This is a genomic window from Methanococcoides alaskense (genome assembly GCF_027594145.1).
Taxonomy (GTDB): domain Archaea; phylum Halobacteriota; class Methanosarcinia; order Methanosarcinales; family Methanosarcinaceae; genus Methanococcoides; species Methanococcoides alaskense.
Genome location: NZ_JAQFFK010000005.1, coordinates 1 through 21797 on the forward strand (window position 1 = coordinate 1; position 21797 = coordinate 21797).

The following is a 21797-nucleotide window of genomic DNA, read 5'->3' on the forward strand; positions in this document are numbered from 1 at the left end:
AATTCATATTCAGGAACGGATGAACAATGCCAGGCGGAAAAACACATGACACGATAAACATTGCAGTGCTGATAGTTTTACTGGCAGGCATTTTCTATCTTACTATCTGGAATGTAAATGAGCTGGCTGTCCAATATCTGGATATTTACACGATAGCGGTCCTTTCTCTATCTTATCTGTTCGCAACATTCTTCCTTAGTCCGGACCTCGATATAGAAAGCAAACCCTACAAGAGATGGAAGATGTTCAGGATACTCTGGTGGCCTTACAAGGTTATATTCAAACACAGAGGTCTCTCCCATAATCCCATCATTGGACCCCTGTCCATCATGATCAACCTTGCATTGATAGTGGCCGTATTGCTGCTGCTTTTGGGCGTTGAGTTGCACCAGGGACACTTAAGGTTCATTGTAGCAGTCACGATAGGGATGGTTCTGTCAATGGAGGTCCATATAATATCGGACTTCTTGGTCTCAAAAATGAAAAGTTTTTTTTGAGAATTAGAAGATTTAAATGTGTGTGGCATTTAGGCAATTGCTATTCGCCATCTTTAAATTCATTTTTTTGGTCATGGTGATTAATATTTCTCAAAGTATTCTCGATTTGCCCACAAGCCAATAATCCCTAAAAGTGAAGGTATGGTCCATAGAACAATAGCTATGATCACTGTTTCCGGGTAAGTTGTCCATCTCTGAAATGCAAAAACGAGTGGAAAATAGACGCCTATGGAAAGCTCCATCAATCCCGCAGCAAAACCAAAGAATCTTTTTCTTAAGATCCCGATGAAAGCCACAATTCCTAAGGGCATTGCCCATAGCATATCGGCTACTGCTACGCTCCAGCTCTCATGAGCCCAAGCACGTTCTACAGCATCACCAGTGAAACGCTCATTCTGGAATCCAATATCCACAGCAATATCCCAATTGAGGAGTGAATAGGCTTGCATGAACCAAGCCAAAAACAGAGATATGAGAGCAATGATGGCAATCCAGACACCCAATGGAAATCTACCGATGCTTTTTTTTAGGATGTTCATTGTTTTTTCACCTTTCGTTCTTCAAAGTTTTTAATGTTTGTTTGTTTGTTGGATGTAGTGTTCTTTTTTTCAGAATTGTATGTTAGCTAATCGTAGCAAACTATAGGTAACGACAGCTATTCCCCAATACACGAAAAAACCCCAAACATATGTATAATATGCCAGTGGTCCGCACGATGGATATACATACTCACGCTCAGAAAACCACAGCACAATACTGATATAAACCGAAACGATTCCCGATCCTGCCCATAAAACGTAGCCCCATATCTGGCTTTGTAGTACGCCGATACTCCCAGCTGCTAAAAGTGGTAACCAGATCATCAGATCAGCCCAGGCAAGTCCATTGGCCGTACGAAAGTGTGTCTTATCGCGCCAATCCTCTCCTTTTCCGATAATTATGTCCTTTGATCTCTGGCTATGGGGGCGAAATGCCATCTGGATCTGGGCGTATAGTATGGGTAGAAAGATAAAGAACACTCCGAAGATCACGAGTACCCATGTGATGAGCGTTGGTTCAAGCATTTGGAATTTTCCTTTAATTAGATCATTATTTTCAAAATTTTGTTCTTGCTAGTTATTACTTTTGTGCGGAATAGCAATTAATTTTATTATCAAATTTCTAGTTTGGTCACAATCTTTATTGATAGTTAAACCATAAATCTAACTGCTGATAAATATGGTCCATGTTCATTTTGTCCTTTAATTATTATTTTTACGGTTTGTGGGGAATGTTGTAGTTGTGTAAATATAGAAATGAATTAGTAAACTGAATTTAAAGTGGGTGGTAAAAATGTTCATAGGACACTATGCAGTTGGATTCTTACTAAAAAAGAAATTTAATGCAATTCCTTTATGGGTGTTCTTTATTACAGTTCAGTTTGTCGATATTCTGGCATTTATGTTGGTGTTGCTTGGTGTGGAAAAAATGAGCTATAATCCCACCTCTAACCCTTTCCTGAGAACATCGATGGACTATATTCCGCTGACTCACTCTTTATCAAATAGTTTGGTTATTGCTCTTATTGTTTTCCTGGTCGTTTGGAAACTAAAGGACAGGACATGGGGAATTGCACTCTCGATGGGGGTATTATCACACTGGTTTATTGATTTCATAGCTCACACACCGGATATGCCCCTTATTTTCAATAGCTATAAAGTTGGTCTGGGACTGTGAAAATATCCGTGGATAGCTTTTTTACTTGAAGTTGGTTTTTTCATTGGAGCCGGGTACTATTTTTACAAAAATTCTGAGAACCTTAAACGACCGATCATTCTAATGGCTCTTTTAGTTCTTTTTTATGTTCCAACAATGTTCGCACCCGAAGGAAAAGTTCTTGTGGCAGTGATGAGTATTTTAAGTTTGAGTTTCTATATAGTATTCGCAGCCTTGGTTTGGTGGGTTGAAAGAAAGAGTACTAAAAATTAAAATCTGATAACATGTGGGCAAATTTTACCTATAAAAAAATTATAAAATATCTTTATCGCAATATTGAAATTAAAGATCAACAATGAGTGCCATCTGATGTGTTATCCTCTTTGCTCATAACAGACAGATGAATTTTGATATCAGGTGGTAGTATGAACGATCGGCTTGATGTATTACAAGCAAATTTATCACATGTAATCTTTCTTTCCGAGTTCGGAAAGGAATCCTTTATAGATGCATATAAGGTAACTCTTCCTATAGATGAACTTAAAACTTATGTGGAAGAAGCCTTCTCGGAAGATTGGATCAAGCATGAGATCGAAAGCTCTGAGTCCATCTATCTGATCTGTAAAAATGCAAAGGGTGTAATATGTGGCTACGCAAAATATGTAGATTCTGATATGCCAGATGGCTTAGTACATGATAGAGTAATAGAGTTGCAACGTCTTTATGTTCAGAATAATTGTAGGGGAAAAGGAGTCGGAAGGCTTCTATCCCGTTATGGGGAGTCGATCTCTCACCAAAAAGGATTCAAAGTTGTGTGGTTACGTGTATGGGATGGCAACACTGCTGCTCAACAAATTTATTTGAAATGGGGATTCACATTTTGCAGTGAAGAAGCATACCACGTAGGAAGGGAAAAACGAAAAGTATTGATCATGATGAAGCACATTCAAGCAAGTTCCGATTGACATGATCTGTCAGTTCATCATCTTATAGGTACTTTCCATTTGTTCTGATGATGGTGGGGTCATTGTATTGAACAAGTATGTCGGAGAAAATCAAATAAAATATAAATGCTGTCTAATAAAGCACTAACATTTGAGATAAAATCAATTAAAAAGATGTGTTTTCAGAATCCTCTGGAATTGTAAATGTAAACGTACTTCCTTTTCCAACTTCACTTTCAACCCAGATCTCGCCACCATGCATCTCAACAAATTTTTTAACAAGTGCAAGTCCCAGCCCGGTTCCATTATATTCGCGGTTAGGGGCTGAATTGACTTGCATAAAAGGCTTAAATATTGTCATTTGTTCATCTTTAGAAATGCCAATGCCGTTGTCAGATACATGCACATGGAGTTTTTTATCAATGGTTTTGGTATTGATGCATACGTTTCCATTCATTTGTGTAAATTTAATTGCATTGCTAAGAAGATTGTACATAATTTGGTTGAATTTAATTATGTCAACATATATCTCCAGATTATCAGATTCGATTTTAAGGTTAATATCAATGAATTTACTTCTTGCCAGAGGTTCAATTGATTCTTTAATTCCATTAATTATTTGTGGAATCTTTATTTTTTCGGGGTTATATTTCATGTTGCCTGATTCAATTTTTGAAATATCAAGTATATTATTGATTAACATCAGTAAATGATTCCCATTTTTTTGTATATTGGAAATATATTTGTGTTGATTTTCATTAATAGGTCCTGCAATATTTTCAAGTAGCAGGTCTGAAAAGCCAATAACTGAATTTAGTGGTGTACGCAATTCATGACTCATATTTGCAAGGAAGTCCGATTTGGTATGATTCGCTTCCTCAGCAAGGAGCTTTGCCTCAATCATATTTTTCTCTAGAAGCTTACGGTTAGTTATGTCTTCTCCAATACTGGCGACATTGATGTTCATGCCATTTTCATCTTTAAAAACGGTATTATTCCATGCAATAAGTTTACGAGTGCCTATTTTAGTGACAATCTCATTTTCATGATATGTTGGCATCTCTCCACCATTGATCGCATTGACGAACATGTCCTTAATTTCAAAGGTAATTTTGGAAGGTTGGAACACTTCAAACCAATTTTTATTAATTACTTCTTCTCGCTTCCAGCCAACCAGATCAAGGAAAAAATCATTACAGAAAATAAGGGTCCCATTTCCATCTAGCATAATTCCTACAAGCTGTATATTTTCGAGAATGCATCTAAAACGTTTTTCAGATAAGGCCAATTTCGTCTCAATTTCTTTGCGGCTTGTGATGTCTCGACCAATTCCTAACACTCCAATTAAGTTCCCATTAGAATCATACATGGGGCTTTTAATTGTCTCAAGAACTTCTCGGTGACCATCGTCTGCATACACAACTTCTTCTTCGTTAATGACAGCTTTGTCAGCATCTATGACAGCTTTGTCTTTCTGTCGGAAAAAATCAGCCAGATCTTTATTTACAAAATCGTAATCTGTTTTACCAATTATCTCTTCTTCTTTTGCACCAAAGAAACGTTCAAACTTCGAATTGCAATTAAGGTAAACCCCATCTCGATCTTTCAACCAGACCAGATCGGGGAGAGTATCCACTACGGTACGAAGTTTTGTTTCACTTTTCTGCAACATAACTTCTGTTCTCTTGCTTACTTCCTCTTCAGGTTTTGGCCTTGGTTTATGGATACTCTGCATGCAATAATTATAATTATGGTTATCATCATTATATAGCTATCGATAAAAGATATGTCAGTTGTTTTTCCTAACAATTGCATTGTATTTTGTCGTGGCAAGGTGGAGTTAATAATAAATGAGAAAATGAATTTAATTTCTTAACAAATAACCTGCAGTAAAAACAATAAAACCAATTACTCCAAGCCCAAGTAAAAACAGAAAGGGCTTTATTTTTAATTCCTCTTCTTCTTTTGTCAGATGTCTCAATTCATCCTCATGTTTCTTTCCCATGCAGAACCAATAACAAATCCTATTGCAACTCTGATGAGGATGCTTATGGAAGCGTTATCCATAATAATTCCGAAGGGGATTCCGAGTGGGATACCTATTGCTAAACCCTTGTTCAAGTAATATCTTTTTGGATGCTTACCTGTCGTGTTGTAGATGTCCTGTTGAACTTTCATCGATATGTAAGCAATAAAGCCTCCTAATATGATCATGACAAAAATAACCAGCATCATCCAGGGAACCATGTGAACACATTCCTTATCATATGAATATAATATCATTGCTTCATTAACAAAGTGAAAACATGAAGCATAATGCTGAGTGTGATAAGTCATTCACTCTCAATATTCATGTGAATGAGAAATTTGGGATGTGGGGAACAAAGCTTTTAATTTGATATAACTAACTTAATGATATGAATTACAAACACACTCAAACAGGATATTTAATAATAGTTGTCTTATTTGCAGTTGTTTCACTTTTTGGATTTATTTTATCAACAACAGATTTTGAACCAATCGTTTTTGCCATTATGTTGCTCAGTGTGCTGATCTTAATTTCGTTTGCAACACTTAAAGTAATGATCGATGAAAAATACCTAAGAATAAAATATGGTTATGGAATATTTTGGAAGAAGTTTCCACTTAATGAAATCGTTTCAGCAAGAACTGTAAAAAATCATTGGTATTATGGCTGGGGGATAAGATTATGGCTATGGCCTAAAATGGTGATCTTCAATGTTTCTGGTCTTGATGCAGTTGAGATAAAGATGAAAAACGGTAAAATATACAGGATAGGCACAGATGAACCCAAACAACTGGAAAGTGCAATCTTACAAGCAATTAAATTAAAATTCGCGGGATTCTGAACTCAAACCACGCTGTGCTCTCACTACACTTCTTTTCGTTCGGGTCATATAACAAGGGATAGAAGGAAAATTACTTGGCTCACAATTTTCCCAAATTGTCTTCCACTTCGATGTTCTCGATCATATCACTAATTCAATAAAGCTCCTCATCGATCTGCTGCATGTCAAACACAGGAATTTCCACATCAGGATACCATTGCTGCAGGAATGTGACCATGTGATATTTCATGAAGACACTTGCAGGCAGGGTAATAAATGCAAGCAAAAATATGAAGATGATCACCTGGATCAAAATTATTGGTGCAAGGATCATCCAGATAATGGTATCTGATCCTGGTAGAATTGCTGAAAGTGCAAAATAAAGAAGCATGTCTACGAGCAAGATGAAAAGACCCGCTGCAATAATTACTATCAACAAAACGATGGCCACTACAATTCCAACAGCAATGCCAAGCACTATCCTTCCAAACCAATAGCCGATTATTTGCTTCCAGTCTTTCCTGAACTGTCTGAATACATTGGAAAATGCGCGGAAAATGCCGGACTCTGTGTAAATGGCTACAGGTATTGACAGGTTGATGAATGAACTGATGATACCACCAATTATTGCTGTTACCAGAAGTATGCTAATTAACAGGAATATTAAGGGAATAATATTACTCGCCATAACATCTACATAATTTTCACTCGAAGAACCTATCAACGGTAGCACAAAGGGAAGGGCTATAATTGCAATGATGGCAAGCAAAAGAATGCCTGTCAATATCCTGAATACGAACAGTCCCAAACCTTTCCTCAGGTATCTGCGGGAGTATTCCCAGAACCTGACATCATTGCTTACGAGGGATTCAACAAATACGAATTCCATGACACTGGAAACGTAGGAGAAGAACAAGATCAGGACAAATATGAGAACTATTATCCCAATGATCAATCCCATGCCCGGGTCAGTAGGGATCTGATCAACAAAACCTGTGAAAACATCGGTGAAGCTGTCAGTTGTACCTGACTCAGGAAGGTTGTAACCATCAGATGAATAATTATTTCCACCACTATTGAAATTGCTTCCAACACCACCGATAAGCATAACGATGATGACAAGTTTCATCCACTTCCAGAAATCAAAGGGCTCAAAAAGGCATTTTTTAGTTCGTCCAAATGCCTTGTCCAGAGCGTCTACTACATACCATGTCATATAAATAAATAAAGATTGATATGATAAATAATTTATGATGTATTATTCTACAAAATACAAATGCTGCCTGTCGGAACAACACATGTCCAATTCAATTTTCATTTACTCCCCGTTGTTCTCTTCAGGAATATGTTTTACTCGACTAGTCCCTCATGTTAAAGGGAATAGTCACAAGCTACTGCAATGGGTTGATCCTGAACTGATCGAACTTGCACGATCTCGTCAGATAATTCAACTTCCGAAGCTGTACTAGTGTCTGCACTGGACACTTCATTTATTGGCGCATCGGCTGCAACGTCTGTGCATCCAATTGCAGTCATAGATGCTAATATTAGCAAAAGTGTAATTATTTTATAAATTGCTTTCATGTTGTACCCCTTTTATTATAATCCGTAATTTGATATACGGAATGCTGTACTATAAAATAGAATTCTAACTATATATAAAAATTCTGTTTTGAACTTGTAGTTTAATGATGAAAGATTTAAACAGATGATTTTCAATATTCAATAATCTGCTTCACAGACTGACAAAATACAAATGCTTTCTGTAACATTTTGCATTACAATACGCAAAATACCAAGAATCATTTACTTTGAATGTTATAATACAAAAAGGAGAGTATTTACAATGGATCCTACAATTGATGAAAATACGACATTACTAATCGTTGGAACATTTCCTTCACAAATTTCCCGGGATACAAATCAGTACTATGGAAATCCTAGAAATCAGTTCTGGAAACTAATGGGTGAAATACTTGCCATCGATTTGCAAGATTCAAATTACGATGACAGAATTAGAGTTTTGCATGATCGTCAAATCGGATTGTGGGATACTTTGAAAGCTTGTGACATAACTGGAAGTTCAGATAGCAGTATCCGCAATGAAGAGTACAATGACTTTTCTCAATTAACATCTATCAAGAAAATCATTTGCAATGGGAAAAAGGCAGAAAAATACATTAAGCACTGTAATGTACCAACCAATGTTAATATTTTAGTTGTTCCATCTTCAAGTCCAGCAAGAGCTATGAAAATTTCGGATAAATCTGAAATGTGGAAAGAAGTAATTGGTACAGTAGAAAAACGTTGATGTTTAGGGAATATTTAAGCTAAACAATCGCATGGTCAAAATGTAATTTTAAAAGAAGTGTGGACGCTGAGGAAGAGATATGTACCAGTGGTACAACGCTTAAACGTACTTTTCGCCCAAATTATGTGTGTATAAAATGTTTAATTTGATGTTATATAGTTGTGTTGGGGATGGTATTTACTTTGCAGTTGCCAGGGAAGTTGAGAAGATTATGAAAAGTAAGCCCCGCGATAAAAGAGAAATTTAAGAAAAGCGTTTGAGTTTCTCAAGACTATCCAACATCGTCTGATTGTCATCCAATATTCGTTTCTCAAAGGTATCAATGATTTCATTAACCGGAGCAATAAGGGTATACTTTTTTATTGGCCTACCTTTACCCTGTTTCTTTTTTACTTCTTCGACCTCAACCCAATTACTATCTTTTAGGCAGTTCATAGCAATGCTAACTTCCGGCTGTCTCAGGTGAGTTATTTTCTCGACTTCGTAGGAAGTAGCTTTGCCTGTAAGAAATAAACATGCAAGAGCTTTTGAACTAGGTTTTGATACATTCAGTTTCTGAAGAAGTGTTACGATTTCATAATCTATATCATCCATATAAAGTCCTCTTTCGTTTATGGTATTTGAGGTTTTAAGAGTATTATAACTGATATAATATTATTGGCACCTATATAATACATTGATTGTATTTCATATTGTATGGTTTATGATTAATTGAATGTATAACATTTGAATCTCAAGCTTCCACGAAATACAGATGCTCATGATCAGGACAATACATGTTAAGCTCGATCTTCATGTGTTGAACAAATATATTTTTACCATTAATTTATAAGCATTAGTAACTATATTTTTGTTTAGCTTTTTAAACGGTGATCATATGAATTTAAGCTATACATATTTGAAAAAATGTAGGGTATTGATAATTCTAATTCTTTCCATAACATTTATTGCTTCGATGACCTCTACTGCTTCGGCAGCTACAACCATTGATCTTCAAGATCCCGAAGGGAAATATACTTTCAAGATTACTTTCCAAAATGGGGAGAAAATTGAGTACGACCCCGGCTATTATGTTGAAGGTCGAGGGGGATATGTCAACATATCCTTTGAAGACTCTTGGGATCATCAGAATACAGTTGATGTTAAAATTGAAGTTGAAGGAGCGGATATAAAAGAATGGGAGCTCCTCAAAAAGGGCTTTCCTATAAAAAGATCTTATGAAACTACTGATGAATTCGCGTTGCCTTTTAGTTCGGGTTGTACTCAACTTAAATATTGTGGCTCATTTTACACCGTGCACGTAACGAGTAAAGGATCCAAAGGTTCTGCAAATCTTCCTTTTATTTTAGTTGCTACAGCAGATGAAACGGATGACTTTTTTATCACTCCTACTTATCAAGAGATCGAATACGGTAAAACTATCGATTTCACTCTGAAAAATGAAAGAAATGGCATATATTCAGAGATAGATCACAATGAAGTTAAATGGATTGTTGGGCAATCCAAATCACTTAGTGAGTATAGGGATAATGTAATTATAGGAACAATTGATAAGAGTGGTGTTTTCACATCACAAGAGATCGGTACTTGCACTGTTTTTGCCAGAATGGATGGGAAAATTGTAGACCAGGCTGAAGTGGTTGTAACATGTCCTTCTGACAAGAAAGCAGATCTTCAGGAGGTTATCCGTCTCTACCAGCTTCGCATTCCTGAAGGCCCATATCACAGGGACCTAAAAGCCGGAGATGTATGGCCACCTTTTAGCAGCATGAATCCGGGCTATGCTACAAATCTGTATTCTATTGCAAATGATAAATACGGAGAATTCACCTGTGGGGGATATCAACATCAAGTATTGGTATTTCTGAGTAAAATACAGTCAACTCCCGGAGAATGCCACCTTTTGGATGGATATGATTTTGGCCCCATAGAAGGTTCATACAGCGCTCACCATGCGGTCGTTGTATATCCTAAAGGAACTGACTGGAAGAGGACTGGAATGGTTTTTGATCCATGGTATCACCAGAAGCCTGAGGCAATGACTATCAGTGTATGGGAAGATGTTTTTTCACCGATAGCAGGTGACACCTCTCCAGGATATAGAAATGAATTCAATAGTACCAAAGACCCAAATGATTACCAATACGCTGCATGGACTGTAGCCGGTGACCTTGTTTCCGAATCAGTTGAACTTATTGGGGATGCGGGTGCATTAGTGGGCTTTGGTCAATGTCCGGTAAACATTTTAATCACTGACAGCAATGGTCGTCAACTTGGTGCTGTTGATGATAGCAACATGGTCTTTGATATTCCAGATGCTTTCATTACGAAGATGGCCGATGGAGAAGGTGGATATTCGTGGTATTTCATTCTCCAAAACACAGATGAATATGATGTTGATATTACAGGATTTGATGATGGTAATTTTGAGTTTTTTGTCATGAACACCAATACAGGACAATTGCAAGATTATGGTGAACAGGTCATAAGGGATGGAGAGACTGCAGAGGTTGAACTGGACCCACAGGATTCGGCAACACCTATGAGAATGCCCGATGGATCTGAAGTTATCCCGACAGTTGAAGAACTAGTCATTCCAGAGATATCTGGTTCCACGATGACACTAGAAGATATAGAACTTCCAGGTTTTGATATTTTGCTGAGCATTTTTGCTGTTTTCCTGGTTATGCTGTTCAGAAGGAGATAATCTTTAAACTTCTCGTGTGGCTTTTCTTTTCCAAGCCACCAACTTTTTTTTCATTTTTTTTGCAATTATATCTGAACCTCAAGCTTCCACAAAATACAAATGCTCATGATCAGGACAATACATGTCCAGTTCGATCATCATTCTCTGAATTAGATCACAACAATATCGTGATGCTACTCCGAAGTACTTCTTGAGTAGTTTGCAGAATTCATCGGTAGTCATGCCATCGTCCATGAAGGGGCGGAGTTCTTGGATGACTGATTGCGCGAGTTGTTCAGCAGTCACAGAATCTTCGGCATATACCTCATCCACGTGGGCAGATGGTTTGCCTGCTTTTATTTCTTGAATAATCCAAAAACTAAGATCATGATAATTTTCTGATCCACATTCTGGGCACGGGAGTTTTGTGTACATATTATCACCAATTATAGATTATACATTCATAATACTCACATTATAGGCTGTGCATCCACCCGATTGATGTATTCTTCCTCTGTTATTGTTCCTGAGAAATACCCGCCCAAAGTTTCTCGCGTGGAAGAAAATGACCAAGCGGATTGTAATTCATAATCCGCGATACCCACCAGATAATAATCTGCAACCCCGTGGTCATACATCACGGTGTATGCATCTAGCACTTCTTTATCATAATTTCCTTTGGTTTCGACCATTAATGAAAGAACATAATATCCATTAGTGTTCTTTACAAATTCTACAGAATGTACGCTGTATCCATCGGAAATTAGTTGAGATTTAATCACGGCAGTGTCTGCGTGGTAATCCAATTTGGTTGGTTTATCGGCTGCGACATCAGTGCAATCTATTGCAGTCATTGATTCTAAAAATATCAGAAGTGTAATTATTTTATAAATTGCTTTCATGTTGTACCCCTTTTATTATAATCCGTAATTTGGTATTTGGAATGGTATACTATAAAATAGAATTATAAATATATATAAAAATTCTGTTTTGAGATTGTAGTTTAATGCTGGAAGATTAAAACAGATGATTTTCTCATGCTCTATAAAATCGTTGCATGTGTCACAAGATTGACATTCACACTATAGTATGATATAGCAAAAGAAATTATGATTTTAGAAAACGTAGTAAAATATCAACTTCGAAAAGAAGTGTGGACGCTGAGGAAGAGATTCGAACTCTTGCAGCGCGTTAGCACTACCGGTTTTCAAGACCGGCGCCGTAGTCCACTTGGCTACCTCAGCAAATGAATGGTTCCTAAATAGTCTTTTCAGCTATAAGGCTTTTGCTTTGAAATGAATACAAAAGTTTTAAAGAAAGGATGTGAAGAGGATTATTCTTCACTTTCTGTAACTTCTTCTTCGGTTGCTGTCTCTACAACAGGTTCCGGCATCTGAACTGGGTATGATTCTATGTAGCTTACTTTTTCGAGACCAATGTACTCTATAAGTTCACTTGCTACTCTTCCCTTTGCCATTAACCAGCGCTGGTTGAATGAAAGCATTGCAGGGACCTCAATGGATACTTTGTTGTCCTCGATAGCAACCTCTAGGTCAGGAACACCTGTATAGAGTGCAAGGAGACCTTTTACTTTCTCGACAGGCTCTTCGATCTTCTCGTCAATGGAGTATTCGTAGTGGATGTCCTTTCCTGCGAGAGGGTGGTTGAAATCGACGCGTACTCTGCGACCGATGACCTTTACAACAGTACCTCTTTTGTCGTCAAGCTCAACGTTCATACCAGGGTATGCCTTCTGGTCCTTGAACTTTGTCAGGGAAAGGTTCTCCACAAGTTTCGGGTCATGTTCGCCAAAACCTTTCTCAGGTGTAATAATGACTGTGCCTGAGTAGCCGACCTCTTTACCTGGAAAGTCTTCATCAAGACCTACAATGGTGTGTCCTGCGCCTACGATAACAACATCTCCACCGTACATACCGCGTGGGTTGTGGATCTCGTTTGTCTTTGCAAGCTCTTCGTCGGTCGTATCAAAGATCTGGTCTCCACCGAACTTTCCGGTGTATGATACTTTAATGATATCTCCTTTTTCTATTGCCAAGATGATCAACTCGATTGGATTTTATTAATTCAATTAATATCTATAGGGAATGCCTTCTCTGTATACTCTTTTGCCTTTAATAAGTTTTTGGGACAAATCGATCATTATTGGATAATCGGTGATATGGTCCGTCAGGCTTCCGTGTTCTAAGTATCGGATCCAATTATAAATGTCATTTCTAAATATGGCATTAAGTGAACTACTCCACGCTTACGCATGGAGCTTCCTGATTCATAGCTAGTTTCATCGAACGCAACTCCACAGGCTCTTCCCCTCATTCCGAAGGTGCTTCAAATTCCAATTAAGTTCTGTTTATCAAGTGCAAATTTCTTAATGTTGATAGCGGCGTTAATATCTCTATCATGAATCGAATTGCATTCGGGACATTCCCATTCTCTAACCGCAAGTGTCATGTCATTTTTGTAGTGACCACAGACATTACAGATTTTAGTTGATGGTTCAAATTGTCCGATGCGGAGAACGGTCTTTCCACACCATTCTGCCTTTATATTCGAGCATGGATACAAAGGAACTCCACGAAGCATCTGCAATATGTTGAGCAAGGTTGTGATTTTTCATCATCCCTTCAACATTCAATGTTTCCAACGCTATAGCTTGGTTCTCGCTTAATAGTTTAGAAGAGAGTTTGTGTTGGAAATCATTTCTCTGGTTTCTGACTTTCTCATGGAGTTTTGATAATGCAAGTTTAGCTTTTGTCCTATTCTTTGAACCTTTTTGTTTCTTGCTCATCCTTCGATGTAGCACATTCAGTCGTTGCATAGAGTTTTTAAGATACTTAGGATTCTCGACTTTTTCACCATTGGAGATAACAGCGAAATCCTTAATCCCCACATCAATGCCGACAGTTGAATTTTCATCGAAAGAGGATTTAACAGGCACTTCTTTACCATCATCAACAAGAATGCTGATATAGTATTTTCCAGTAGATGTTCTGGAAACCGTAGTAGTCTTTCCGTTACCTGTAAATTTACGATGTAAAATAGTCTTGACAAACCCTATCTTTGGAAGATATACTTTATTATCATCAAAGTCCACCTTATAGAATTGTGGTACAGAAAACGATTGTACAGGGTTCTTCTTCGATTTAAATTTAGGAAATCCAGTCTTTTCCCTGAAAAACTTTGTATAAGCATTTTCAAGATTAAGGGTAGCACCTTGTAGCGATTGAGAATTTACATCCTTCAACCATTCATGTTCTACCTTTAACTCGGTCAACATTTTGTTCAACGTGAACCTTGATGTTGACTTGCCCTCCGTTTGATAAGATTTAATCTTGTTATCCAAAGCCCAATTATAGATGAACCTGCATGAACCGAAATGTTGAAAAAACATCTCTTCCTGTTCTTTTGTAGGATATATTCTATACTTGAAAGCCTTTAACATACTTGTCCCTATACGACTTAACCGTACTTATGCTTTGGGTTAAATAACAGTTATCATCATGTCAGTACGCATTCATCCCCTAGCTTACGCAAGGGGTGTTCTGCTTATTATGGTAAAATTTTTATCATCATTAGCCTTTTATATTTAACATCTCATACATACACAAGATGTAACTTTATAATAATATATTATAATATTCTTAAAAACACATTGTATAATATAAAACATATATACATTTATATATGTGTAATCATATTCTTTATGCACTGTCTGGTTTCTGGCTAAGGGGATGGCATCGTATGAATGATGAACACGAAATATTTAAGGGAACAAATGGCGGTCTTGAATCGGAATTGCGTCAATCCCTTAAAGAAATAAAGCTATCCGCCGAAACGAAAATACGGTTAGAATCTGTAATTAACAAGAGCCCTGCCATTGTATTTTTCTGGAGTTCGGAGGAGGGTCGCCCGGTCGAATTCGTGAGCGAGAACATTGAAAGGTTCGGCTACTCAAAAGAAGACCTTGTTTCCGGCACATTACTTTACGACAGTATCATACACCCAGATGATCGTGATGGTGTAAATGGCATAATCTCTGAGGCTGTCAATACTGGACTGGATGAGTTCAGTTGTGAATACCGGGTCGTAACAGAATCCAATGATGTAAAATGGGTATATGAAACGACAGTGGTCCATCGAAAAAATGATTCAATTGTCGACCATTTCTATGGGATAATTTTTGATATAACCGGTCGAAAACGTGCTGAACAATCCGTCGTGGACCATGAACGTGATATTTCTGTCCTTTATTCTGCTGTAACACTTGCATCTGGATCATTGGATATCGATGAAATGCTCTCTGAGGTATTGATGGAGCTTGGTAATCTTTTCGAGATCGAAGCCGGTGGCATCTACATAATAGATCATGACCTGCATGAAGCAAAGCTCAGGACGAACATAGGCATTGGTAATGTGCTTGCATCTACAATCCACTATTCTCAGGATGAGGATATGTTCAAGAACGTGACGAACCTGCCTAAAAACACTATTGTTTCGGATGAGCTCATACGTCAGGATTCCCGCTTTATAACAAAAACAAATCTAACTTTCTATCTTTATTCGAGGGACAAGGTTGTAGGGTTTGTCCTTCTGGTACTTCCAGGTGGTTATCCTCTCTCTGAGAAGAACCTTCAGGTCCTTGAGCATGTGGGTAAACATATTGGTATCGCTATTGAGAATGCCCAATTATTCGAAAAGACGCAAAAAGCATATGATGAGCTAAGGTCACTTGAAAATCTCAAGAACGAGTTCTTTGCGAACCTAAGCCATGAGCTTAAAACGCCCATGATATCCATCAAAGGCTTCAGCGAGCTTCTGGGTGATGGGAAATTCGGTCCTCTGAACCCCGAACAAAGCAAAGCGAACGATGCTGTTGTACGCAATGCGGAACAATTGAAAGACCTCATCGATTCACTACTATATATGTGCATGGAAAGAGAGGGTAAATACAAGTATGAGTTCACAGCCCTTCCTGTCAAGAGACTAATTATCAATTCCATCGAAAAGGCACGTGCTCAGGTCAGCAGCAACAACATCCTCTTCAGAGGGGATATTCCTGACAATATGCCGGATATATATGGCGATGAAGAAAGGCTGACGACTGCATTGAACAATATTATGGACAATTCTGTCAAATTCATGTCTGAGGGAGAAGTCATTGTCTCTGTACAGGATGAGGGTGACTATATTCATCTTCGGATCAAGGACAATGGCATCGGAATTCCCAGGGACAAGGTCGATAAGGTCTTTGACAGCTTCTATCAGGTGGATGGTTCCCTTACTCGAATGTACGGCGGAACGGGTATTGGTTTGAACGTCTCAAAAAGGATAATTGATGTACACAATGGTAAGATCTGGTTGAAGAGTCTGGAAGGGTTTGGCACGACGGTTCATATACTGTTGCCAAAATAATTATCTTCTTTTTGCTACTCTTTGTTTTTTAGTTTTCGATTTGAATAATTTTTGTATCGACCTCTCTTTCTGTTTTTACTCCCCTTTATTTTATGTATATCTTCTTTTCACTTTTCTACTATATTTACCTCCTTTCATCTTTCCTTTTCTTTTTTGTAAGCCATTATTTTAGCCTCATTTATATGTCTGAAATAACCGGAAGTAATATATGCACAGTTGATTATTACTCGTTAGCAGGCAGAGGTAGTAGATATGGTCAAAAAAACAATACATGAGATCAATGGCAGGATTCGTGACGGTAGTGTCAATGTAGTGACTGCTGAAGAAATGGTAGATATCGTGGGCGAGTTAGGTGCAGAAGGTGCAGCAAAGGAAGTTGATGTTGTAACTACTGGTACTTTCGGAGCCATGTGTTCTTCCGGTGTATGGCTGAATTTTGGTCATTCGGAACCTCCTATCAGAATAAGCAAGCTCTGGCTCAACGATGTTGAGGCTTATTCAGGTGTTGCCGCGGTCGATGCATACATAGGGGCCACTCAGGCATCCCGTTCCAAAGGTATGGAATACGGCGGCGCTCATGTCATAGAAGATCTAATTCGTGGCAGGTCCATCGATGTCCATGGAACTTCTCCTGGGACGGACTGTTATCCACGAAAGGTTATCGATACCACCATTAACATCTATGATCTGAATCAGGCTATCATGCTGAATCCTCGTAACGCATACCAGAAATACAACGCTGCTACTAACAGTACTAATCATACTCTGAATACCTATATGGGTACTCTACTGCCAAATCATGGCAATGTGACCTACTCTGGTGCCGGGGTGCTCTCTCCAATGCACAATGACCCGAACTATGAGACCATAGGCACAGGCACACGAATCTTCCTTGGTGGTGCTCAGGGCTACATCGTAGGCGAAGGTACACAACACTCTCCTGAATCAGGTTTTGGAACACTAATGCTTAAAGGTGATCTTAAGGAAATGAGCTCAGAATACATCCGTGCTGCCAGTTTTGAAGGATATGGAACTTCCCTTTATGTTGGAATGGGTATTCCAATACCGGTGCTTAATGAGGATATTGCAAAAGCCACTGCTGTTACAGATGACGATATCGTTACAAATCTTCTTGATTATGGTATTCCAAGCAGCGATCGTCCTGCTATCAGAACTGTTACTTATGGTGAATTGCGTTCCGGTTCAATCGATGTCAATGGTAAGGAAGTCACGACCTCATCTCTCTCAAGTTTCAAGAAGTCCCGACAGATCGCCAATGAACTTAAAGATTGGATAAAAGGCGGTGAGTTCTTTGTCAGCATGCCGGTGGAACGTCTTTCAAGGGACACTGCATGCAACTCGATGAAATTATCCAGTGTAAATCCTCTCGTGGGGGATATCATGACTTCGGACGTTAGTATCATTCAGGCAGAAGCAAGCTTCAACGACGCTGCAAAAACCATCATGGATAAACAGTTCAGCCACCTTCCTGTGGTCGATAAGGATAATTCTCTTGTGGGTATATTGACCGCATGGGACATTTCCAAAGCTGTTGCAAAAGCAGAATATGATCTTGTTAAAGATATCATGACAAAAGACGTGGTTACCACAAGCCCTGATGAAGCAATAGACATTGCGGCTTTCAAACTTGACAGCAACAATGTTTCTGCACTTCCTGTCATCGATTCAAAGAAAAAAGTGGTTGGTATAATCACAAGCGATGATATCAGCAAATTGCTCGCAAGGAGGCAATAAAGATGAAGATAAAGATAAGCATTGAATCTTCCATTGTTACAAAACCGATATTAGCGGAGGCTATTGTCGAAACAGGTGCTCTTCTGAACATTTCACAGGCACACTTTGATAATACTCATGGTGAGGTCGTAGCTGATATTCCTTCTGAACAGTTCGGGAAGATCCGGGATTCTCTTGTGAAGAAAGGTGCCGAAGTCGTAGTTCTTGACACTCCTATCAGCAGGGATGAGGAAGAATGTGTGGAATGTGGTGCATGTGTATCTGTTTGTCCTGTGGGGGTATTTTCCCTTGCTGACGATTGGAGTCTGGAGGTAGATCCTGACAAGTGCATACAGTGTGGTGCCTGTCTGACCATGTGTCCGCACAATGCTCTGTTTCTTGGGCAGTGATAGTTGAACATGAAAGAACATTTCCAGTTAAAGGAAACTATCGTAACGATAGTTGCGGATGATCAGTCTTATATCGAGGTGGCGAAGGATGCCATAGCCGTACACCGGCTAGAACTTGAGGACTACATCTGCTCTGATCCTTATTTTAAAGTAACTCTTGAACCCTACGAATGTTCAAGTGATGCACCTGAAGTTGTCAAAAGGCTCGTTGCTGCTAGTAATTCCGTGGGCATCGGTCCCATGTCCGCAGTTGCGGGTACGATAGCGGCACTTGCAGTCGGATCAATGGTCGATGTTGGTGCGACTTCTGCAATTGTCGATAATGGGGGAGATATTGCGGTTATCAACGACAGGTCTATAATTATAGGGATATATGCCGGTCAGTCCTCTATAAGGAACATTGGGTTCACACTCGAGCCTTCTGACCACATTCGTGGTATATGCACATCATCCGGCACAGTTGGTCCCTCTATTAACTTTGGGTGTGCAGATGCTGCCGTGGTCTTTTCAGATGATGTCGCTTTGGCGGATTCAGCAGCTACCGAACTGTCCAATTCAACATGCATAGGGCATGATGGCGTAGAAAGGGCGTTCGATGCTATAAGTTCTATTCCTGGTGTCGATGGTGCGGTCGTTATACAGGGTGATCACATGGGTATGTGGGGTACAATTCCGCAGATCACACGTGCTGATGTGCAGTATGAGTGTATCACAAAAGGCTGAATCTAAATAATATTTTTGAAAAAATGTTTGGCAGTACCTTTTGGCCTGCCATTTTAAAAATAATATGTTTAAGCTACTGGCTGCTGGAAAGGTATCTCTTCATAAGGCTGGATCACAACGAATCCTTCTCCTTTGAAGGCCATCTGTATACTTTCACCACTTGAACGTCCGATAAATGATTTTAGTGATATATCTGTTTTGAGGTCGGGGTTAAGGTTGCCAGACCATGCAACTGTGGCGTTAGGATCGGTAAATACTGGTGTGTCCTTTGTAACTCTGAGTGTAACGGGGTCGTAATGTGTGGTTATGGCAACCATTCCGGTACCTTCAAGCTTTACATTAAAAAGTCCGCCTGCCATTATACCGGTTACCTTTTTCATAAGCTTGATATCCCATGCTATGCTTTCCTCGAATGCCAGAAGATCGTTACCGTTAACGAATATTGCTTCATTATCAAGGTTGATTATGGATATCTTCTTTCCTGCATCTGCAAGATATACTTTACCTTGTCCTTCTGCTTTTGTGAGGCTGATACCTTCTCCTGTGACAGCTTTCTTCAAAAGTTTGCCGACACCGTGTTCCAGTACACCTTCTCTTGTGAATTTCACATTACCTAGGTATGCTACCATTGAACCTCTTTTGGTCCAGACGCGGCCATTAAGGTTCAGTTCGAGCATCCTGTCGCGCTCAAGTTCGAATAAACCTTCTCCTTTGTCCTTCTGTCCGGTTTCACTTATGAATTCTTCTATTGAATATCTTGGCATTTTATCATGTCCTCTAAAATATAAAATGTAGTTAATTTCTAGTATTCTTCTCTATGTTTAATAAAGTTTCTTGGTGCATATTTATCAATAAATATTATTATATATCAAGGGCTTATATATCGACAATCCCATAACTTGAATATGGGGTAATTTGGTAAATCGATTGCAGTACTGTCCAAGTGCTTTCCGACAATTGTCGATAAGCTTATATATTAACATATATGAATACTATATTTGAAGACAATTCAATGAGGGCAGTTCGGGCGGACATAGGTCTGTCAGATATATTTCTATATTGGATGAGATCTGAAAATAAGAGAAGGCGATGATCGTAGAATAATACCGGTTGATCCGGTAGTATTTGAGCTGTTCGATCCAATTACAGCCTGATCTAACCATCTGCTTACAACACGGATGGTGCCAGGAAAACCTGGCAAGAGAGTATAAAAATCAATTCATATTAATTTAATTAGGTCAATGCGTAGTAAAGCGCATAATTTGCACTAGAATGCAAATCCAAGAGAGGGGATGAACATGCAGTCTATAGTACAGGAAGCACTAAAACACACAGAGAAAGAGAAAGAGTACAGGCAGTCAGTTACAGAAGACGACAAATTCGAAGGCTTCGGTATGCCTAGGATCACCATAGTTGGTTGCGGTGGTGCAGGGAACAACACTATCAATCGCTTATACAATATCGGCATTGAAGGTGCAGAGACTATTGCTATCAATACTGACAAGCAACATCTGGACCACATTCGTGCTGACAAGAAGATCCTCGTCGGTAAGACTCTCACAAGGGGTCTTGGAGCAGGTGGCTATCCTGAAGTTGGTGCCAAGGCTGCAGAACTCGCACGTGGTACTCTTGAAGAGATATTCAAAGAGAGCGATCTTGTTTTCATCACTGCTGGAATGGGTGGTGGAACCGGTACTGGTGTTGCACCAGTTGTTGCAGAGATCGCAAAGGAGCAGGGAGCTATCGTTGTTGGTATGGTATCCAGTCCTTTCAGGGTAGAGCGTGCACGTACCGTCAAGGCTGAAGAAGGTCTCGATGCATTCCGCAGTGCAGCTGACACAGTGATCGTTCTTGATAATAACAGGCTTCTGGACTATGTTCCAAACCTTCCTATAGAGCAGGCATTCTCTGTAATGGACCAGCTTATCGCTGAGACCGTTAAGGGTATTACTGAAACTATCACTCAGCCATCCCTCATCAATCTCGATTACGCTGATATCAGGGCCATCATGGGCTGTGGCGGCGTTGCGGTCATGCTCGTTGGCGACAGCAAGAACCAGGACAAGAGCACTGATGTTGTTCGCACAGCACTTAACCACCCACTTCTCGATGTTGATTACAGAGGCGCTACAGGGAGTCTTGTGCACATCACAGGTGGTCCTGACCTCAGCCTGAAGGAAGCAGAAGAGATCGCAGCATCCCTTACATATGAACTTTCACCAGATGCAAACGTTATCTGGGGAGCACGTATAAGGGACGACTATGAAGGAAAGGTGCGTGTCATGGCTATTATGACAGGTGTTCAGTCCCCTCAGGTTCTCGGCTCACAGTCCCAGAGCGGTATGGTCGAGAACGTTGCTACGAATACAAGCTCACACTCAAAGCCAAACTTTACTCGTGCAGAGCGAGGTCGCCGCTCAGTTGTCGAACCTATGGGTTCAAAGGCATCCTTTGGCGGTTCAATTATAGATATAATACAGTAATGTCATGCGTTGGTCGGAATGGATATTTCCGATCA

21 protein-coding genes, 1 tRNA gene and 1 pseudogene are annotated in these 21797 nt (G+C 39.2%); 11 read left to right on the plus strand and 12 right to left on the minus strand.

What is annotated here, in order from left to right; translation table 11 throughout:
- Positions 1–26 precede the first annotated feature (26 nt).
- Positions 27–497 carry a metal-binding protein gene (locus PBV53_RS08375; protein ID WP_270096736.1) on the plus strand — a complete coding sequence of 157 codons (471 nt, stop codon included), beginning with the start codon at positions 27–29 and terminating at the stop codon, positions 495–497.
- Between the two features lie 80 nt (positions 498–577).
- On the opposite strand, the gene PBV53_RS08380 is transcribed toward PBV53_RS08375, so the two are convergent.
- Positions 578–1036, minus strand: coding sequence for a hypothetical protein (locus tag PBV53_RS08380; RefSeq protein WP_270096737.1), 459 nt, complete (start codon positions 1034–1036; stop codon positions 578–580).
- 793 nt (positions 1037–1829) lie between these two features.
- On the opposite strand from PBV53_RS08380, the gene PBV53_RS08385 reads away from it, so the two are divergent.
- Both PBV53_RS08385 and PBV53_RS08390 read left to right on the plus strand, forming a co-directional pair.
- A complete protein-coding gene (locus tag PBV53_RS08385) occupies positions 1830–2213 on the plus strand; it encodes a hypothetical protein (RefSeq protein WP_270096738.1) in 384 nt (127 codons plus the stop codon).
- A 404-nt stretch (positions 2214–2617) separates the two neighbouring features.
- Positions 2618–3157 (plus strand): GNAT family N-acetyltransferase, encoded by a 540-nt coding sequence (locus PBV53_RS08390; protein WP_270096739.1) that lies wholly within the window; start codon positions 2618–2620, stop codon positions 3155–3157.
- 145 nt (positions 3158–3302) lie between these two features.
- On the opposite strand, the gene PBV53_RS08395 is transcribed toward PBV53_RS08390, so the two are convergent.
- Positions 3303–4871, minus strand: a complete 1569-nt coding sequence (locus PBV53_RS08395) for a PAS domain-containing sensor histidine kinase (protein ID WP_270096740.1) — start codon at positions 4869–4871, stop codon at positions 3303–3305.
- 242 nt (positions 4872–5113) lie between these two features.
- Positions 5114–5383 (minus strand): hypothetical protein, encoded by a 270-nt coding sequence (locus tag PBV53_RS08400; protein WP_270096741.1) that lies wholly within the window; start codon positions 5381–5383, stop codon positions 5114–5116.
- 170 nt (positions 5384–5553) lie between these two features.
- Here PBV53_RS08400 and PBV53_RS08405 point away from each other — a divergent pair, with 170 nt between their 5' ends.
- Complete coding sequence (locus tag PBV53_RS08405; RefSeq protein WP_270096742.1) at positions 5554–6006, plus strand: hypothetical protein; 453 nt, start codon at positions 5554–5556, stop codon at positions 6004–6006.
- 133 nt (positions 6007–6139) lie between these two features.
- On the opposite strand, the gene PBV53_RS08410 is transcribed toward PBV53_RS08405, so the two are convergent.
- Positions 6140–7201, minus strand: a complete 1062-nt coding sequence (locus tag PBV53_RS08410) for a DUF7544 domain-containing protein (RefSeq protein ID WP_270096743.1) — start codon at positions 7199–7201, stop codon at positions 6140–6142.
- A 155-nt stretch (positions 7202–7356) separates the two neighbouring features.
- The gene (locus tag PBV53_RS08415; protein ID WP_270096744.1) at positions 7357–7521 is read right to left on the minus strand and encodes a hypothetical protein; all 165 of its coding nucleotides are present in this window, start codon (positions 7519–7521) and stop codon (positions 7357–7359) included.
- A 310-nt stretch (positions 7522–7831) separates the two neighbouring features.
- On the opposite strand from PBV53_RS08415, the gene PBV53_RS08420 reads away from it, so the two are divergent.
- Positions 7832–8296 (plus strand): DNA-deoxyinosine glycosylase, encoded by a 465-nt coding sequence (locus PBV53_RS08420; protein WP_270096745.1) that lies wholly within the window; start codon positions 7832–7834, stop codon positions 8294–8296.
- A 243-nt stretch (positions 8297–8539) separates the two neighbouring features.
- On the opposite strand, the gene mreA is transcribed toward PBV53_RS08420, so the two are convergent.
- Positions 8540–8890 carry an MreA family transcriptional regulator gene (gene mreA, locus PBV53_RS08425; RefSeq protein ID WP_270096746.1) on the minus strand — a complete coding sequence of 117 codons (351 nt, stop codon included), beginning with the start codon at positions 8888–8890 and terminating at the stop codon, positions 8540–8542.
- Positions 8891–9173: 283 nt separating this feature from the next.
- Here mreA and PBV53_RS08430 point away from each other — a divergent pair, with 283 nt between their 5' ends.
- A complete protein-coding gene (locus PBV53_RS08430) occupies positions 9174–11003 on the plus strand; it encodes a hypothetical protein (RefSeq protein ID WP_270096747.1) in 1830 nt (609 codons plus the stop codon).
- A gap of 78 nt (positions 11004–11081) precedes the next feature.
- Here the strand turns inward: PBV53_RS08430 and PBV53_RS08435 are convergent, their stop codons facing one another.
- From PBV53_RS08435 to tnpB, 5 genes and pseudogenes are all read right to left on the minus strand, one after another.
- Positions 11082–11417 (minus strand): hypothetical protein, encoded by a 336-nt coding sequence (locus PBV53_RS08435; RefSeq protein WP_270096748.1) that lies wholly within the window; start codon positions 11415–11417, stop codon positions 11082–11084.
- Between the two features lie 35 nt (positions 11418–11452).
- Positions 11453–11884: a hypothetical protein gene (locus tag PBV53_RS08440; RefSeq protein ID WP_270096749.1), complete on the minus strand. Its 432-nt coding sequence runs from the start codon at positions 11882–11884 to the stop codon at positions 11453–11455.
- Between the two features lie 256 nt (positions 11885–12140).
- Positions 12141–12226 (minus strand) — tRNA-Ser (locus PBV53_RS08445).
- An 89-nt stretch (positions 12227–12315) separates the two neighbouring features.
- The gene (locus PBV53_RS08450; RefSeq protein WP_270096750.1) at positions 12316–13038 is read right to left on the minus strand and encodes a peptidylprolyl isomerase; all 723 of its coding nucleotides are present in this window, start codon (positions 13036–13038) and stop codon (positions 12316–12318) included.
- A 290-nt stretch (positions 13039–13328) separates the two neighbouring features.
- Positions 13329–14442 (minus strand): annotated as a pseudogene (tnpB, locus tag PBV53_RS08455) (IS200/IS605 family element RNA-guided endonuclease TnpB).
- 299 nt (positions 14443–14741) lie between these two features.
- Here tnpB and PBV53_RS08460 point away from each other — a divergent pair.
- The 4 genes from PBV53_RS08460 (at position 14742) to PBV53_RS08475 (ending at position 19279) form a co-directional block, all read left to right on the plus strand.
- Positions 14742–16412, plus strand: coding sequence for a sensor histidine kinase (locus PBV53_RS08460; protein ID WP_270096751.1), 1671 nt, complete (start codon positions 14742–14744; stop codon positions 16410–16412).
- A 252-nt stretch (positions 16413–16664) separates the two neighbouring features.
- Complete coding sequence (locus PBV53_RS08465) at positions 16665–18167, plus strand: homocysteine biosynthesis protein (RefSeq protein WP_270096752.1); 1503 nt, start codon at positions 16665–16667, stop codon at positions 18165–18167.
- Positions 18168–18169: 2 nt separating this feature from the next.
- Positions 18170–18556, plus strand: a complete 387-nt coding sequence (locus PBV53_RS08470) for a 4Fe-4S binding protein (protein WP_270096753.1) — start codon at positions 18170–18172, stop codon at positions 18554–18556.
- A 9-nt stretch (positions 18557–18565) separates the two neighbouring features.
- Positions 18566–19279, plus strand: a complete 714-nt coding sequence (locus PBV53_RS08475) for a UPF0280 family protein (RefSeq protein WP_270096754.1) — start codon at positions 18566–18568, stop codon at positions 19277–19279.
- 68 nt (positions 19280–19347) lie between these two features.
- Here the strand turns inward: PBV53_RS08475 and PBV53_RS08480 are convergent, their stop codons facing one another.
- Entirely contained in the window at positions 19348–20043 is a 696-nt protein-coding gene (locus tag PBV53_RS08480) for an AIM24 family protein (RefSeq protein ID WP_270096755.1), read from the minus strand.
- A gap of 534 nt (positions 20044–20577) precedes the next feature.
- Here PBV53_RS08480 and ftsZ point away from each other — a divergent pair.
- Entirely contained in the window at positions 20578–21762 is a 1185-nt protein-coding gene (gene ftsZ, locus PBV53_RS08485; protein WP_270096756.1) for a cell division protein FtsZ, read from the plus strand.
- The last annotated feature ends 35 nt before the right edge of the window (positions 21763–21797 follow it).